Origin of the sequence: Paraferrimonas haliotis, from assembly GCF_002282895.1 — a bacterium.
GTDB classification, from domain to species: Bacteria; Pseudomonadota; Gammaproteobacteria; order Enterobacterales; family Shewanellaceae; genus Paraferrimonas; species Paraferrimonas haliotis.
In genome coordinates, this window is the sequence record NZ_NRRB01000003.1 from 134,035 (window position 1) to 151,417 (window position 17,383).

The following is a 17,383-nucleotide window of genomic DNA, read 5'->3' on the forward strand; positions in this document are numbered from 1 at the left end:
CCTTTTTTTGTTCTTAGAAAAGGGGCCAGGCCCCCTTTTTGGTAGCTACTAATCATTCTTGGCAATCTCATCAGCGATTTCACAGGCGACGTCGGCTTTGGATTCCTGGGCCATAATCGCTCTATCGGAAGACAATGCGACCGCAGCGGTCCCTGCCCTTAATAACGTTTCATTGTCGTCGTTGGAATCGGTTTGCAGTTCTTGATGAGATTCTATGCGGGCGATCAAGGTGAACGCCATCCAAACTCCCGCGACTCCGAAGATAACCGCGCCTAGCGCTTGCCCGATAAGCACCCCTTCTGCACCACCGTACAGTCCACCGAAGTACACAAAGGGAATCGTACCAAGCGTCGCTTTTCCTAAATTAAACATGGTGGAATATTTCGCCTTACCTAAGTTGTTAAACGACGCATTGGCAATAAACAGCGCGCCATTAAAGATAAAGCTAATGGCTACAAACTGACTGAAGAGCTGAATGAGCGCCGCGGCATCGCCATCCACATTAAACACCTGTGCGATTAAATCGTGAGTCATAAATAACAAACCACAAACCACCACCACGTATATCACGCAAAACTTGAGCGCGTCTTTCAGGGTTTGCCGCACCCGAGACAACTCTTGAGCACCGAAGTTTTGCCCAATAATCGGCCCAATAGCGCCACTGAGCGCGAAAATCATGCCAAAGGTTACAGGAATGACTCGGCCGATAATGGCCCACCCAGCGACATAGCCATCCCCGTATTCTGCAATTGCTTTAGTAACAAAACCATTTCCAATCGGTGTCGCTACATTAGTAATGATTGCCGGCCCTGCGATGGCCATGATTTTGGAGACGTCTTCAAGAAAATGTGAACTTACAAACTTTCCAACCAATTGGTGCTTAACAAAGACACCGTAAGCTGAAATACCCATCACCGCGAAGCGAGCACAAACCGATGCAATAGCCGCCCCTTCAATACCAAGACCAAGGCTAAAAATAAAAATGGGATCCAATACCGCGTTAACCCCACCACCTGCCAAGGTTGAGTTCATCGATAGTTTGGCATCCCCCACCGCTCTTAGCGCTGCACCAAGTGCCATTGCAAGGGAGATAACCGGCATGGACGGAACCAATATCACCAAATAGCTTGCCGCTAATTCGTGAGTAAGCCCGGTTGCACCAATAAGCGTTAACAGTTCATCAATATAAACGAAAACAACTGCGGCAATGGCTACCGTTAAAATTAGGGTTAGCACAAGTGAGTTAACCAGCAGTCGTGTGGCACTGTCTTTTTCTTTTGCGCCGATAGCGCGTGAAACTAGCGCACCAACTGAAATCGACAACCCGATTCCTACAGATGTGGTGAAAAAGGCTATGGTGCCTGCATAGCCAACCGCGGCTGCTAAGTGCTCTTCACCTAATAAACTGAGAAAGAATAGATCCAGTAAATCAACCAGAAACAGCGCAGTAATACCTACTGCAGCGGTCGAGCTCATGACCACAATGTGGCGCATTATCGAGCCAGAAACAAATTTTGCCTGAACCATAAAGGAATCTTAGTATTTTTCAAAATAGTTAAGTATTATCGCTAGAGTACAACAAAATGATAACGAACAATTAAACTTTTTAAGGTAAATTTTATGAGCAAAGCTGTTTCTGCCGTTGTTTGTGCAGTACTACTGTCTGTTGTTTGCTCTGGTGCTTACGGCAAACCTCGAGGCGACCAATGGACCTTGGGCATTGGCGCCTTCTGGGCCGAATTGGATTCTGAGTTGGACGCACGATTTGTGGGCTCTAACAAGATTCGTCACGTCGACCTTGAGGACGATTTGAATCTCAAAGAATCAACGGTTTCTCCCTTCATCGAAGTGAGCTATCGGTTAGATGAACGACACGCATTTTCACTTAACTACATTAACCTCAATCGCAGCGGCACTAATTCTGGCATAACCAAACCCTTTGATTTTACCTTTGACGGTGTCGATTACACGGTTACTGCCGACGCAACTTTGCGAACAAAACTTGATATCGATATTTTTCAACTGGTTTATGGTTATACCTTTTATCCAAGTGATAATACCATGCTCGCCTTAACTGCAGGCATGCATGTTATGCGCTTTGGACTAGCCTTTAGTGGTGATATTGCCCTAATTAACGAAGACGAAAGCGGTGATCGAGTCACCATTCCAATTGCTGAAAATGAAGTACTAGATGGCAAAGCAACAGCGCCCTTGCCGGATTTCGGTTTATTCGCTACCTACGACTTCGGTGATGGTTGGATAGCACTGGCCAATACCCAATATTTTGCCATTAGCCTCGACGACTTTAGTGGCTCGCTTATCGATGCACGACTGGAGTTCTCTAAGCAAATTACTGACCGTTTAGCGGTTGGTGTCGCCTATCAATATTACAATGCGAATGTCGACAGCTTCGGGTTATTGGCTGATTTAAGCGTGAACTTTAATTACTACGGGCCAGAGTTGAGTATGCGTTATTTCTTCTAGAGTTTACCTTGTAGAATCTCTTCCACCAGCGTTGGCACTGTTTGCGAAGCAGGGCCAACCCTAACTTCTTGAAAGTGACTGGCGGTTAACGACGGCTCTAAATTAAGCTCAATGGTTTTAGCGCCAACACTCTGCGCAATATCCACAAATCCCGCCGCAGGGTAAACACTGCCACTTGTTCCAATGGCGACAAACAAGTCGCATTGAGCTAAATCCGTTTCAATTTGTGCCATACCAAGCGGCATCTCACCAAACCAAACAATATGGGGACGCAGCGGGTAATGGGGAATACAGCAGGTACAAACATTGTTGTCAGACAATGGTTGTTGCATTGGGAACACTTGATGACTCACAGGGCAACGCACTTTGCTCAATTCTCCATGCATGTGAGTGATGCGACGAAATCCGGCTCGCTCATGAAGGTTATCAACGTTTTGCGTCACCAGATGGACCCGTCCAGCAAACTCTTGCTCTAAACGCGCTAACGCCAAGTGAGCTGCATTCGGTTGGACATCGCCCTTATTCAACTGTTGCCAACGATCGTTATAGAATTGGCGAACTTTTTGAGGATTGGCTTGGTAAGCTTGCGGGGTCGCTACTTCCTCGATCGGGTGCTTCTCCCACAACCCATCTTCTTCTCGAAACGTTCGTAATCCCGATTCCGCTGAGATGCCTGCCCCAGTTAATACCACAATGCGTTGCAACATATTCTATCCCTATTTGGTTAGGCACCCATTGTGGCGAAAAATGTCATCCATGTGAAGCATAAAGCGAATCCACCATTAAAGGCTTTTAGTTTTAATCTTTTTCTTTATAATGAATGCACTAGTTGGCTCGTGCCTTCATGCACCACAACCACAATAAAGAGATGGAATATGACCGACGGAAACCAGGCCCTCAAAAAAGCCGGCCTGAAAATTACTTTACCTAGAATCAAGATCTTAGAACTGCTTGAACAACCAAACAATCAACACATCAGTGCCGAAGATCTGTACAAGCTACTACTGGATCAAGGTGAAGAAATCGGACTCGCTACCGTCTACCGTGTTCTTAACCAGTTTGATGATGCGGGCATTGTTACTCGCCACCACTTTGAAAGCGGCAAAGCGGTATTCGAGTTATCCTCGCAAAAGCATCACGATCACTTGGTGTGCTTAGATTGTGGTCGCGTTATAGAGTTTTCAGACAACGTCATTGAAGAGCGTCAAAATGAAATAGCGCTCAAACACAACATTAAGCTGTCTAATCACAGCCTATACTTGTATGGCAATTGCACTAACAGCGAGTGCGACCATCAAGACTAAGTGCTTGAAACAAGATGAATCGAGACGGCCTTAGCTTCGCTTAAGGCCGTTTTTTGTTCCTGTACCCAATGAAATAATCGCTAAAGGAAATACCATGGCAATGCTCGGCAAATACAGTTTACTCCCAATAGTAGAAGAAACCCCACAGGGTCTTTATCTTGACGGAGGTGAATTAGGAGACGTGTTATTACCCAATCGCTATGCACCGAGTAATGCCGCTATTGGCGACAAACTTCAGGTATTTATTTACTTAGATTCCGAAGACCGCCCTATTGCCACCACCGAAAAACCGTTGGCTTGCGTCGGTGATTTTGTTTCCCTAAAAGTCGTGGACGTCAACAAAGCCGGTGCCTTTTTAAACTGGGGCTTGGCCAAAGATTTACTGTTGCCATTTAGCGAGCAACTTCGCCCCATGGAGCCGGGTCAACGCGTATTGGTGCATCTTTATCAAGACAAAGCCTCCAGCCGCATATGCGCAAGCGCCAAATTGAACAAGTTTCTGGATAAAACCCCGCCTCCATATAAGGTTGGCGAAAAAGTGGACCTTATCATAGGGACGAAAACCGACCTTGGTGTTAAGGCTATTATCAATGGCGAGCATTGGGGGGTTATTTTCCATTCTGAGGTTTACCAAAAGCTTCACCCCGGCTTAAAAGTGACCGGTTATATTCAAAAAGTACGCCACGACGATAAAATCAATATCACCCTCACCGAGCCTGGCTATCAAAAGATTGATGGAATCGCCAAGAAGGTGCTCGAAACGCTTACCAACAACGATGGCTTTATGGCCATCACCGATAAAAGTGATCCCGAACTCATTAAGCGCGTATTCGGGGTAAGCAAGAAGTCGTTTAAACAAGCCATTGGCAATCTATACCGACAAAAATTGATTCGAATCGAAACGGACGGCATAACACTCAACAAATAGGACCTAGGTCACACTTTTAAGGTATCAGTGTCACACATAAGATGGCGTGCTTCTCGGCTTTAATAGATAGCAATAGAACCCTTTACAGTTAGCTTCAAAAGTTAGATCCATCGCTCACTTTAAAGGCGATTCTCTTGCTAAACTATACGGGTAAATTGGTAAGACCAATTTACCTATTGCCAAAAAGGCTTTTATTAGCAGAACGAATTGTGTGACGCTTCGCTGACTATTAAGCGTAAAACCGCCTCATTGTCTCGTTGCTGCTAAGGTTACTATAACGAACGCATAAGAATGCGTTCTAACAACCAAGGTAAAATGTGATGACAGTTAATCAAGAAGTGTTTGCAAAAGCTTGGCTCGGATTTAAGCCAGGTGACTGGAAAGAAGCCGTTAATGTTCGTGATTTTATTCAAACCAACTACACCCCTTATGAAGGTGACGAAGCATTCTTAGCCGGCCCAACGCAAGCAACAACTGACTTGTGGAACCAAGTCATGGAAGGCATTAAGCAAGAAAACCGTACCCTTGCTCCTGTCGATTTCGATACCGATGTGGTTTCGACAATTACTTCACACCAAGCCGGCTACATCAATAAAGATTTGGAGACCGTTGTTGGCCTTCAAACCGACGCCCCATTAAAACGTGCCATTCTTCCAAACGGTGGCGTACGCATGGTTGAAGCATCTTGCAAAGCCTACGGTCGCACCCTAGATCCAGTAATCGCGAAAACCTACAGCGAATACCGCAAAACACACAACCAAGGCGTGTTCGATGTATATACGCCTGATATTCTGCGTTGCCGCAAGTCCGGTGTATTAACTGGTCTTCCAGACGCTTATGGCCGTGGTCGCATCATTGGTGACTATCGCCGCGTAGCCTTGTACGGTATCGATTTCTTGATGCAAGACAAGCTGAATCAGTTCCACTCCCTACAAGCAGACTTGGAAGCCGGTGAAACCCTTAAAGACACCATTCAGTTGCGCGAAGAAATCGCGGAACAGCATCGCGCCTTAGGCCAGCTAAAAGAAATGGCAGCCAGTTATGGCTTTGATATCTCTCAGCCTGCCACCAATGCCAAAGAAGCGGTTCAATGGACTTATTTCGCCTACCTAGCGGCGGTTAAGAGCCAAAACGGTGCTGCTATGTCTCTAGGCCGAGTAACCAGCTTCCTAGACGTATATTTCGAGCGTGACCTTCAAGCAGGCACCATTACCGAAACCGACGCGCAAGAGCTTATGGATCACTTCGTGATGAAGCTGCGCATGGTACGTTTCCTACGTACACCTGATTACGATGAGCTATTCTCTGGCGACCCTATTTGGGCTACCGAATCGGTCGCAGGTATGGGACTGGATGGCCGTACTCTTGTAACTAAATCAAGCTTCCGTGTTCTTCACACACTGTACAACATGGGCCCAAGCCCAGAGCCAAACATTACCGTGTTATGGTCTGAGCAATTACCTCAAGGTTTCAAAAAGTACTGCGCTAAAGTATCCATTGATACCAGCTCTATCCAGTATGAAAACGATGACCTAATGCGTCCTGACTTTAACAGCGATGACTACGCCATTGCTTGTTGTGTTAGCCCTATGATTGTCGGTAAGCAAATGCAGTTCTTCGGCGCTCGTGCAAACCTGGCAAAAACCATGCTTTACGCAATCAACGGCGGTGTGGATGAGAAGTCAAAAGCTCAAGTAGGCCCTGTTGCTGATAAAATTACTGACGAAGTACTTAACTATGACGATGTCATGCAACGCCTTGATACGTTGATGGATTGGTTAGCAACTCAGTACATTACCTCGCTGAATGCCATCCACTACATGCACGACAAATATGCCTACGAGTCCATTCAGCTTGCATTGCACGATCGCGATGTTGAGCGCACCATGGCATGTGGTATTGCCGGTTTGTCCGTTGCCGCTGACTCTTTGTCTGCCATTAAATACGCTAAAGTATCGCCTGTTCGCGACGAAGACGGCATTGCCGTTGACTTCAACATTGAAGGTGAATACCCGAAATTCGGCAACAACGACTCCCGTGTTGATGACATCGCCGTTGAGTTAGTTGAAAGCTTCATGAGCAAGATCCGTAAACTGAAAACTTACCGTGACGCCACTCATACTCAATCAATTCTTACCATTACTTCAAACGTAGTTTACGGTAAGAAAACTGGTAACACGCCAGATGGACGCCAAGCCGGCATGCCATTTGCGCCAGGTGCTAACCCAATGCACGGTCGCGATGAGAAAGGTGCGGTAGCGTCGTTAACCTCGGTTGCAAAACTGCCGTTTGCTCACGCTAAAGACGGTATTTCATATACCTTCTCTATTGTACCTAATGCCTTAGGTAAAGATGAAGATGGTCGTCGCGCTAACCTAGCCGCCTTGATGGACGGTTATTTCAAACACGATGCCAACATCGAAGGTGGTCAACACCTCAACGTCAACGTACTTAACCGCGAAATGCTATTGGATGCTGTAGAGCACCCAGAAAAGTACCCTCAGCTGACCATACGTGTGTCAGGGTATGCGGTTCGTTTTAACGCCTTAACGCCGGAACAGCAGCAAGACGTTATCACCCGTACGTTTACCGAGTCGATGTAGTTCTGATGCTGGGTAGAATACATTCATCAGAGTCCTGCGGTACCGTTGACGGCCCAGGTATCCGATTCATCGTATTCATGCAGGGTTGTTTGATGCGCTGCCAGTATTGCCATAACCGAGATTCATGGGATCTGCACGATGGCAAACTGGTCAGTGTCGACGACTTAATGCAACAAATATCCAGCTATCGACATTTCTTCGAAGCCAGCGGCGGCGGTGTTACCGCCTCTGGCGGCGAAGCCATGCTTCAAGTGGACTTTCTGTTCGAGTTGTTCAGTGAAGTGAAAAAGGCCGGTTTGCACACCTGCCTCGATACTAATGGTTTCGTACGTAAGTACACTCCAATGGTCGATAAGCTGTTAGACCAAACCGATTTGGTATTGCTTGATATCAAACAAATGGACGATGACAAACACATCGAACTGACTCAGGTGAGCAACAAGCGCACCTTAGCATTTGCTGAATATTTGGCCAAGCGTAACAAGCCAACATGGATACGATATGTGGTGGTAGAAGGGTTTACCGACGATGTAGCGTCTGCCAAACAGCTTGCAGACTTCATTAAGCCAATGCAAAACATCGAGAAAGTGGAGCTGTTGCCCTATCACGAGTTGGGCAAACACAAATGGGAGGCCTATGGTGAAGCCTACCCACTCTCTCATGCAAAACCACCGTCGGCTGAAACCATGCAGGCGATTCAACAAGTATTTTTAGACGCTGGCATAACCGCCAGCTATTAAAGCTCGTCGATGAACTCTTTGTCTAAGCAAGACAAAGCCTGACTCAAGATGCAAGCAAGATCCAGATAACTGGCGCCGTACCGAAAAGGCGGTGCTTCATGGCCGGCGTCTCGCATTTTTTGTTGCAGTTGCTGACACCAGCTATAAACCGATAACGGTAAAGGGTGGCGCGCTCGCCATCCTAGCCAAACAATGCCTTGCAAAGGCAAGCTTAAAATCAATAACGCAAGCGCGAGCGCTTGTGGTAAATGCGACAAGCTGTGGTACCCAATATGGCCACAGGCTGCCAGTACGGCAACGCCCGGCAGTACACGGGTCGCAAAGCGAGTGGCCGTAATGATGCGGAACTCGGGAAATTGACTAGCCAATGCTTTATGCATAGGCCAAATGTCCATATAGCGCTGGCCATCGCGCAACAGTTTGAAGAATTGGTTCATGCAGCCAAGTTTAACACGGAAACCCCGGTTTGGGATGGCGCTAGCACACTGAATTTATTGGCTGTTTGTCGAGAGCAGCCTGAGATTACATTATTTAAATGATAAGGTTAGAAAATGAGCAACAATCTGGTTTTAGTATTAAACTGCGGCAGCTCCTCGCTTAAATTTGCAGTGCTTGACGCCGAAAGCGGTGACGATTTGGTTTCGGGACTGGCAGAGTGTTTCACTCTTGAAGACGCTCGCATTAAGTGGGCTGCCAATGGTGAGAAGCAAAAAGCTCAATTAGCCCCCTTCTCTGCTCACCGCGAAGCGGTTGAATTTATTGTTGAAACCATTCTTGGTGCCGATCCTACGCTGGCACAAGGTATCAAAGCCATCGGTCACCGTGTGGTTCACGGCGGTGAGAAGTTTACTCGCTCCGTCATCATTGATGAGAACGTAATCAAGGGCATCGAAGAGTGCGCAACCTTGGCCCCACTGCATAACCCAGCGCACCTAATTGGTATTCGCGCCGCCACCGCATCTTTCCCGAATTTGCCACAAGTAGCGGTGTTTGACACAGCGTTCCACCAAACCATGCCAGCGCACGCATACACCTATGCGTTACCACAAAAGCTTTACCGCGAGCACGGTATCCGCCGTTACGGCATGCACGGTACCAGCCATCGTTTCATCACCCAAGAAACGGCTCGTTTGCTAAACAAAAACGAAACAGAAACAAACCTCATTTGTTGTCACCTCGGCAATGGAGCCTCAGTGGCTGCGATTAAAAATGGCCAATGCGTTGATACTTCAATGGGCTTAACGCCACTCGAAGGACTCGTTATGGGGACTCGCAGCGGCGATTTAGACCCGTCAATTATTTTCCATTTAGTGGATCAATGTGGCTATACCCTTGAAGAAGTGAACACTATGCTCAACAAGCAAAGTGGATTGCTCGGTATCTCTGAATTAACCAATGACTGTCGTGGCATCGAAGAAGGCTATGAGGAAGGTCACAAAGGCGCTACCCTAGCCCTCGAGATTTTCTGCTATCGTTTGGCTAAATACATTGGCAGTTATGCCGTTCCACTCGGTCGTATCGATGCCTTGGTGTTTACCGGTGGTATTGGCGAAAACTCCGATGTGATTCGCGAAAAAGTGTTGAACATGCTCAGCATTTTTGGCTATCAAGTAGAGCAGCAAGCCAACCTTGACGCTCGCTTTGGTAAACAAGGCACCATCACTAAAGCCGGCTCTCCAGTCGCAATGGTTATCCCAACGAATGAAGAGTGGGTAATTGCAGCTGACGCTATCAAACTGATTTAAGCGGAGTAACATCATGGCTCGTAATATTATTCTCGTTCCCGTCGGCTCAGAGGTTGGCTTAACATCCGTCAGCTTAGGAATGGTTCGCGCACTGGAGCGACAAGGCATTAAAGTTCAGTTCTTTAAGCCAATATCGCAACTTCGCGAACACGACTATGGACCAGAGCGGTCCACCACCATTTTAGCGACATCCCCCACCATTGCTCCACTAGAGCCATTTTCAATGGATCACGCAGAGCAGCTCATTGGTAACAATGAAATGGACGTATTGCTCGAAGAAGTCATTGCCCGCGCCCGCAGTGCAGTGAGCAATTGTGAAGTGTTGCTGCTTGAAGGCCTTGTGCCGACCCGCTCACACCCTTATGCCAAGTACATTAATGAAGCCATTGCTAACGCGTTGGATGCAGACATCGTATTTGTTACCTCAGGTGATGGCGCTGATACCTCTGACGTATCGGCTCGTCTGGAAATGGCCTTTAACACGTGGAACGGTCGTAAAAGCTCTCGAATTCTTGGCACGATAATCAATAAAGTCGGCGCACCTGTCGACTCACCGTTAAGCCCTCAACCGAGCGTTAACGCCGTTTATGATCACAACAATCCGCAAATTATCGCCGCGGATAACGATTTTAAACTGGCAGAGCGCTGCCCGGTTGAACTGATTGGCACAATTCCATATCACACCGATATGAAAGCACCTCGAGCTTCGGATTTGGCGAAACACTTAAACGTGCAAATCATCAACGCCGGCGAAATGAATTTACGCCGCCTGCGCAGAACCTCAATCTGCGCTCGCTCTGTTCCGAACATGATCGATCAGATAACCGCAGATACCTTAATTGTGACTCCTGGGGATCGTTCTGACATTCTAATTGCAGCCTGCTTAGCCGCCATGAATGGCGTTAAGTTAGGCGCCATATTGCTCACCGGTGGTTTGCGTCCAGAGCCTCACGTGATGGCGCTTTGCGAACAAGCTTTCGTAACTGGATTACCGGTATTTTTGGTGCAATCGAATACCTGGCAATCGGCGTTACACATTCAAGATTTTAATCACGAAGTACCCGTTGATGACTCGGTCAGAATCGAGTTTATGCAAGATTACGTCGCAAGCCGAATCGACAAGCGCTTTGTTGATAAAATTGCCCATGGCAGCGAGCGAGCCCATCGTCTATCGCCCAGCGCATTCCGTTATCAATTAACCGAATTAGCCCACGCCGCCAACAAAACCGTGGTGTTACCGGAAGGCGACGAGCCACGCACTGTGCAAGCGGCCGCTATTGCCGCTGAGCGCGGCATCGCTCGTTGTGTGTTGCTTGGCGACCCACAAATTATTGAGCGCGTAGCTGCGGCCCAAGGGGTCACTTTAGGCAGTGGCGTGGAAATTATTGACCCAGAAACCATTCGGGCTGATTACGTCAAACCTATGTTGGAGTTGCGTAAGCACAAAGGCTTAGAAGAAGTGATGGCCAATGAGCAGCTTAAAGATAATGTAGTGCTAGGCACCATGATGCTTGAGCAAGACAAAGTGGATGGCTTGGTATCGGGTGCGGTTCATACCACAGCCAATACCATTCGCCCTGCTCTTCAGCTGATTAAAACGGCGCCCAACTCCAACTTAGTGTCTTCTGTATTCTTTATGTTGTTGCCGGACCGCGTCTTAATCTACGGCGACTGCGCCATTAATCCCGATCCGACCTCTGAGCAATTAGCAGACATCGCCATTCAATCGGCGGATTCCGCGAAAGCCTTTGGTGTTGAGCCTAAAGTTGCCATGATCAGTTACTCGACCGGCTCCTCAGGCTCTGGCTCCGATGTCGAAAAGGTTCGCCAGGCCACTGAACTGGCTAAAGAGCGTCGCCCCGATCTCGTGATTGATGGCCCGTTGCAATACGATGCAGCGGTAATGCCAAACGTTGCGGCATCTAAAGCACCTAATAGCCCAGTAGCGGGTCAGGCAACCGTGTTTGTATTCCCAGACTTAAATACCGGTAACACCACCTATAAGGCGGTTCAGCGTAGCGCGGATCTGATCAGTATCGGTCCAATGCTGCAAGGTTTACGTAAGCCGGTGAATGATTTAAGCCGCGGGGCCTTGGTTGACGACATCGTTTACACCATTGCGTTAACGGCCATTCAAGCGCAACAAATGGAAAGCTAATAGGGCCTTCCAAACAAAAAAGCGGCTCTTGCGAGCCGCTTTTTTTATCACCCATGAATGACTTAAGCACGGTTAACTGATATTCATGTCAATTAATCGAGCAATATCTTCAGCGGTGCGTTCAATGTTATCGGCGGCGTTGGTAAAGCATTGCTCGAGTGTCATGGAAGCCGGTACTACATCAAACACCGCATCGATGCCGTGTTCATAAACCGCATGGCTACCGTCGCCAATACAGCCACAAATCGCCACCACCTTTTTATTGGCTTGCTTGGCAATTCGCGCCACACCCACAGGCGTTTTACCGTAGACCGTTTGTGCGTCAATTCGCCCTTCTCCTGTAACCACTAGATCAGCATCAATGACTTTTTCAGACAAGGAAACCGCATCCATAACGATGTCGATACCAGGACGCAATTGGGCGTTAGTAAAACCCAACATGCCCGCTCCCATACCACCTGCTGCACCGGCACCCGGTATTTCAGCAACCGCGACCTTTAAATCTTGCTCAATGATTTCAGCAAATCGTTGCAGCGCTTGGTCAAGTTGCTTAACCATGCGATCGGTAGCGCCTTTTTGCGGGCCAAATACGGCGCTCGCTCCTCGCGCTCCGCACAGAGGATTGTCAACGTCACAGGCCACTTCTATTTGCACCTGAGCAAGGCGCGGGTCCAATTGACTCACATCAATGCGAGCTAGGTTCGCCAGCTCAGCACCACCGGCCCCCAATAATTTGCCGTCCTTATCGAGAAACTTAGCCCCTAACGCCGCTAACATGCCACGACCACCGTCGTTGGTAGCACTGCCGCCTAAGCCTAATATCAGCTTAGTAACGCCAAGATTAAGTGCATCACTGATAAGCTCGCCGGTGCCAAAACTGGATGTTAGTAGCGGGTTACGCTTCGATGGAGGTACTAAATGCAGGCCAGACGCTTCCGCCATTTCAATAACCGCCGTTTGGCCATCGTCTATGATGCCATAGCGGCCATTGACATAGTCCCCCAGAGGCCCGCGAACGTCCAGTGATTGCCACGTCCCCTTGCGCGCATCCACCAGCGACTGCACGGTACCCTCGCCGCCATCCGCCACCGGTACCAGCTCAAAGCTAGCCTGTGGCCACACTTTTTTCATGCCCGATTTGATTGCTGTAGCCACCTCCATGGCGGTTAAGCTTTCTTTGTATGAATCTGGGGCAATCACAATGTTCAAAACGTTATTCCTCTCTACAGCAATACAAGGCTAAATAGGTAAACCACCAGCATCGCCGTTACCCCTTGTACTAGGGTTGCCATGGTGTGGGCTTGGTACGCCAGTGATACTTTCATTTTAGAAAACTGCGATACCACCCAGAAAAAGCTGTCGTTTGCGTGAGAGACCGTCATTGCACCGGCACCAATGGCCATAACCGTTAATAGTCGTCCCATTTCTGAATCTAACCCTAATTCTGGCAATAATGGCGCCACCAAAGCCGATGTGGTTACCAGCGCAACCGTCGACGAGCCTTGAGCCGATTTAAGGGCAGCCGCTACAATGAATGGCATGAAAATACCTATTCCGAGTGCTGACAAGCTTGAGCCTAAGGTGTCGCCAATTGGCGTTGCCTTTAATACCGCGCCAAATGCACCTCCAGCACCGGTAATTAACAAAATTGGCGCTGCAACAACTAACCCTTCGCCGATGCGCTTAGAGAATTGCTCGACTTTATCATTGCCTTTTAATAGACCCGTGGCCACAAACAGCCCCACCAACAGAGCATTAAGAGGTTGTCCAAAAAAGGCAAAGGTTTCAGCCAGCGCTCCTTCGCCAAAAGGATGAGATGGGAAATTGGCAATGGAACCGAGACAAATCAATAAAATAGGTACAAAAATTGGGGCAAATGCCATTACTGGAGAAGGCAGTGTTCCGTAACTGGCTTTAATTTTTTGATAGTCTGCTAACACCTGTTCTGGTGTCTGCTCGTCTTCTTCATCGCGTACCGTGTGCTTAAATCGATTAGCCCAAATCAGTCCTGCGATGGTGGCAACCAAAGCAATAACTGCACCCATCGCAATCACGATCCCTAAATTAGAGCCAAGCCCTAAGTTGCCCGCTGCAGCAATTGGGCCTGGTGTAGGAGGAATAAAAGTATGAGTCGCGTACAAGCCACACGCCAAAGCAACACTCATCGCCACCGGAGACACTGTCATTCGTTTTGCCATGCTTTCTTTTAATGAATTTAGAATAACGAAGCCAGAGTCGCAAAATACTGGGATGGACACAATGTAGCCAATGATGGCCATGGTCAGTGTTGGATATCGATCCCCTAAACGATCTACAACCCAGTCTGCCATGGTGATAGCAGCGCCACTCTTTTCTAGAATAACGCCAATAATGGTTCCTAATACGATAACCAAACCTATGTAGCTAAGAATGCCTCCAAAGCCTGAAGCAATCACTTTAGCGATTTCTAACGGCGCTAATCCATAGGCAAAAGCGGCAATATAAGACGCTATGAGTAAGGTAAAAAAAGCATGAAGTTTAAATTTAGAGGTGGCGATAACAATAAAACCAATTACCGCCAATAAAATGAATATCAAGTCCACGGTGCAAGCTCCAAGTTGGCATGTGTTGATAGTTTAGAGAATCCAAATCAAAAAGCGGCCATATACTAAGGCAAAGCTAATTTACCGACACCTATTTAAAGTATCAATTTTAGTAACTTTACAACTTATTAACCGTTCGCTTAAAACTTGAACCAAAAAAAAGTTTCTAACAAAATTCCCAAAAATTTCTTGACAGCATGACCTAAAAATCAAATATCGTTTTTTTAATTATTAATTACAAAGAGTTACAAACATCAAAAAAACTCGTCAACAAACTTGTCCACAGATTCTGTGGATAACCTTGAGCTGATTTTTCAGCATTGGCTGCAAAAATTCGCTAAGCAGAAATACAACAAAACTTGCACATCATGGTGCGATTACTTTACCTTCGCGTCGTGGATCGGCGCTGCCCTTCCAACCGGATGGTGTTCGTTTTATGGCTTGAATGCCAGAATTGAGCGGCACTACCCTTACTTTATGACCTTTTGACTCGAGCGCAGGTTGCAAGGATTCAAGTGCCGTCCCTCGTTCTAAGGCTGTGTAATCGTTTCGGTTAGTAATGCGAGGCATCGCCAACACATCCTGAAGCGGCATCTGCCAATCGACCGATGCAATGATGGCTTGAACCACATAATTGATAATGCGACTGCCGCCAGGAGAGCCTAAGGCTAATAGTGGCTCACCTTCGCTATCAAACACCATGGTAGGCGCCATTGAGCTCCTCGGACGCTTTAACGGTTGCAGCCTATTAGCCACCGTTTCATCGTTACTGCTGGCTGCCAAAGTAAAGTCTGTGAGTTGGTTGTTTAAGAGAAAACCTTGCACCATGATGCTGCTGCCAAAGCCCATTTCAATGGAGGTGGTCATTGACAATATATTACCGTATTGGTCACGAAGCGTTAAATGGCTGGTTGAAGGTAACTCCATCGCACTTGGCGCGTTGACGCCAAGTGCCGGCAGGCCCGCGCTGGCTTTACCCATGTCTTTATTAACGTCTATCAATTGCCCACGTTGCTTTAAGTAATCTGATTTTAATAATGATGACACTGGAACTGAGGTAAAGTCTGGATCGGCTATGTATTGATTGCGGTCCGCGTAGGCCAGCCGCGATGCTTGGCTAAATAGATGAATAAACTGAGGATCATCGATTTGATAATCGCTGAGTTTATAGGGTTCTAGCAGACTCAGCATTTGACCAATGGTGGTTGCACCGGAGGACGGTGGTCCCATGCCACACACCGAATAGCTGCGGTATGGGTGACAAATGGGTTGGCGCCACAGAGCCCGATAGTTGGCAAGATCTTCAAGCTGCAAGCGTCCGGGATAATCCGCATCCTGCTGAACCGCTTTTACAATCGCTTTCGCGGTTTTGCCTTGGTAAAAGCCCGCTGGGCCGTAGTTAGCAATCAGGGTTAACGACTGAGCCAGCTCTGGATTTTTCTTCAAACTCCCAACAGCAATAGGCTTACCGTTCGGTAAAAAATAGTCAGTAGCGGTCGAAGGTCGACGTAAACCTGGGTGAATATCGGCGGCCACTAATTTATGAAGTCGTGGGGAAACAAGGAACCCCTCTTGCGCCTGAGTAATGGCCGCTTGATAATTATCGCGCCAAGGCAGTTTGCCAAAGCGTTGGTGAGCTTGCCACAACCCTTGTACCGTGCCGGGAACCCCTACCCCTCGCCCACCAACAATGGCTTGGTGCCAAGTGCTTGGTTTACCATCAGATTCAATGAATTGGCTGGCATCGGCTAATTTTGGCGCAGTTTCTCGAGCGTCAAGAGTCACCAATTGCTTAGCTTGATTGTCCCACATAAGTAGAAAAAAGCCGCCACCGATGCCGGATGATTGCGGCTCGGTCAAGGTCAGCATCGCTTGCGCGGCAATGGCTGCATCGATGACACTGCCACCTTGTTTTAATTGTTGTGCTGCAGCCTGTGATGCCAACGGATTGGCTGTTGTAGCAAGCCAGCTGTTGCTCGTTAGAGTGCGCTGATGGGTTAACCCGGTAGCGGCCTCAGGCTCTCCGACTTCGATGGCTGCGATTGCAGACGAAGTCGCCCCATAGATCCCGATTAATACCAGTACCGTTACCGCCAATCCCTTCACAAGCTCACCTTAGATAAATCCTATTGTTTCAGAGTATTTTGTGCAGCTGAAACGAAAATAGCAACCCAAAGGTTGCTATTTATAAAGCGTAAAGGTCTCGCTCTGCTAAGCGCTTGAGCGCTAAGGCAAACCCAAATTTAGTTCGCTTTTTGTACACCGGTTTTTAGGTGAATTAAGTAATACGGTAAACGTTTATCGAAGCTCATCGGCTTATACTCCAAAGAATGTAACTCTTGATGCAATAATAGCCTAAAACCCAGATGAAAGCTTACAGTTTTGTATTTTTTTTGAAAGTTTTACTGTTCATTAGCATTTACACTGCCCAAAAATTAAACAATCAGTAACTTAAGTCTTATTATTTGGTAACACTTTCATTGAAAGTTACAATCTGATGATTTTCCGTTATCCACTAAAAGGGGTTATGCTTATTGATTAACCCTGAAAAAAGGAACCTATCCATGTCACCCGCAACGCTCGCGTTACTAATACCCATCATTGCTATTGCCGGCGGTATTTTACTTAAGGCCTATCGCACCCACATTGCTCACAAACAAGAGTTAATGCAGCATGAGATTGAAATTAAAGGAAAAGCATCGCAACAAAAAGTAGCAAATTTAGAAGAGCAAGTCGCCCAACTTACCCAGCGCGTGGTAACTTTAGAGGCACTAGTAACCGACAGCCGTTATCAATTGCAAAAAGACATCGACGCCTTGTAATCTTGCTACCGCTTTAA

Annotated in this window: 14 protein-coding genes; 8 read left to right on the forward strand and 6 right to left on the reverse strand. The window is 47.5% G+C overall.

The features are described 5' to 3' along the window. Window positions 1-48: 48 nt before the first annotated feature. Window positions 49-1,527, reverse strand: coding sequence for an MATE family efflux transporter (locus tag CLC91_RS07280; protein ID WP_095498269.1), 1,479 nt, complete (start codon window positions 1,525-1,527; stop codon window positions 49-51). 93 nt (window positions 1,528-1,620) lie between these two features. Here CLC91_RS07280 and CLC91_RS07285 point away from each other — a divergent pair, with 93 nt between their 5' ends. Continuing rightward, window positions 1,621-2,484 carry a hypothetical protein gene (locus tag CLC91_RS07285; protein ID WP_095498270.1) on the forward strand — a complete coding sequence of 288 codons (864 nt, stop codon included), beginning with the start codon at window positions 1,621-1,623 and terminating at the stop codon, window positions 2,482-2,484. Here the strand turns inward: CLC91_RS07285 and cobB are convergent. Then, complete coding sequence (cobB, locus tag CLC91_RS07290; RefSeq protein ID WP_095498271.1) at window positions 2,481-3,191, reverse strand: Sir2 family NAD+-dependent deacetylase; 711 nt, start codon at window positions 3,189-3,191, stop codon at window positions 2,481-2,483. The genes CLC91_RS07285 and cobB overlap by 4 nt on opposite strands. Before the next feature lie 168 nt (window positions 3,192-3,359). Between cobB and fur the strand changes: the two genes are divergently transcribed. The 4 genes from fur to pflA all read left to right on the forward strand — a co-directional run bounded on the left by fur (window position 3,360) and on the right by pflA (window position 8,059). After that, window positions 3,360-3,788, forward strand: a complete 429-nt coding sequence (gene fur, locus CLC91_RS07295) for a ferric iron uptake transcriptional regulator (protein WP_095498272.1) — start codon at window positions 3,360-3,362, stop codon at window positions 3,786-3,788. A 94-nt stretch (window positions 3,789-3,882) separates the two neighbouring features. Further along, window positions 3,883-4,716, forward strand: coding sequence for a CvfB family protein (locus CLC91_RS07300; protein WP_095498273.1), 834 nt, complete (start codon window positions 3,883-3,885; stop codon window positions 4,714-4,716). Window positions 4,717-5,036: 320 nt separating this feature from the next. After that, window positions 5,037-7,319 (forward strand): formate C-acetyltransferase, encoded by a 2,283-nt coding sequence (gene pflB / locus CLC91_RS07305; protein WP_095498274.1) that lies wholly within the window; start codon window positions 5,037-5,039, stop codon window positions 7,317-7,319. Between the two features lie 5 nt (window positions 7,320-7,324). Further along, window positions 7,325-8,059 (forward strand): pyruvate formate lyase 1-activating protein, encoded by a 735-nt coding sequence (gene pflA, locus CLC91_RS07310; RefSeq protein ID WP_095498275.1) that lies wholly within the window; start codon window positions 7,325-7,327, stop codon window positions 8,057-8,059. Here the strand turns inward: pflA and yfbV are convergent. Beyond that, window positions 8,056-8,496 (reverse strand): terminus macrodomain insulation protein YfbV, encoded by a 441-nt coding sequence (gene yfbV, locus CLC91_RS07315; protein ID WP_095498276.1) that lies wholly within the window; start codon window positions 8,494-8,496, stop codon window positions 8,056-8,058. The genes pflA and yfbV overlap by 4 nt on opposite strands. A gap of 114 nt (window positions 8,497-8,610) precedes the next feature. On the opposite strand from yfbV, the gene CLC91_RS07320 reads away from it, so the two are divergent. Both CLC91_RS07320 and pta read left to right on the forward strand, forming a co-directional pair. Beyond that, window positions 8,611-9,804 carry an acetate kinase gene (locus tag CLC91_RS07320; protein WP_095498277.1) on the forward strand — a complete coding sequence of 398 codons (1,194 nt, stop codon included), beginning with the start codon at window positions 8,611-8,613 and terminating at the stop codon, window positions 9,802-9,804. Window positions 9,805-9,817: 13 nt separating this feature from the next. Next, on the forward strand, window positions 9,818-11,962 hold the full coding sequence (gene pta / locus CLC91_RS07325) for a phosphate acetyltransferase (protein WP_095498278.1): 2,145 nt from the start codon (window positions 9,818-9,820) through the stop codon (window positions 11,960-11,962). Window positions 11,963-12,034: 72 nt separating this feature from the next. Here the strand turns inward: pta and CLC91_RS07330 are convergent, their stop codons facing one another. The 3 genes from CLC91_RS07330 to ggt form a co-directional block, all read right to left on the reverse strand. Continuing rightward, window positions 12,035-13,162: a glycerate kinase gene (locus CLC91_RS07330; RefSeq protein WP_332889011.1), complete on the reverse strand. Its 1,128-nt coding sequence runs from the start codon at window positions 13,160-13,162 to the stop codon at window positions 12,035-12,037. 23 nt (window positions 13,163-13,185) lie between these two features. Next, window positions 13,186-14,544, reverse strand: coding sequence for a GntP family permease (locus CLC91_RS07335; protein WP_095498280.1), 1,359 nt, complete (start codon window positions 14,542-14,544; stop codon window positions 13,186-13,188). Between the two features lie 366 nt (window positions 14,545-14,910). Further along, window positions 14,911-16,650 (reverse strand): gamma-glutamyltransferase, encoded by a 1,740-nt coding sequence (gene ggt, locus CLC91_RS07340; RefSeq protein WP_233132594.1) that lies wholly within the window; start codon window positions 16,648-16,650, stop codon window positions 14,911-14,913. A gap of 458 nt (window positions 16,651-17,108) precedes the next feature. On the opposite strand from ggt, the gene CLC91_RS07345 reads away from it, so the two are divergent. Beyond that, a complete protein-coding gene (locus CLC91_RS07345; protein WP_095498281.1) occupies window positions 17,109-17,366 on the forward strand; it encodes a hypothetical protein in 258 nt (85 codons plus the stop codon). Window positions 17,367-17,383: the final 17 nt, after the last annotated feature.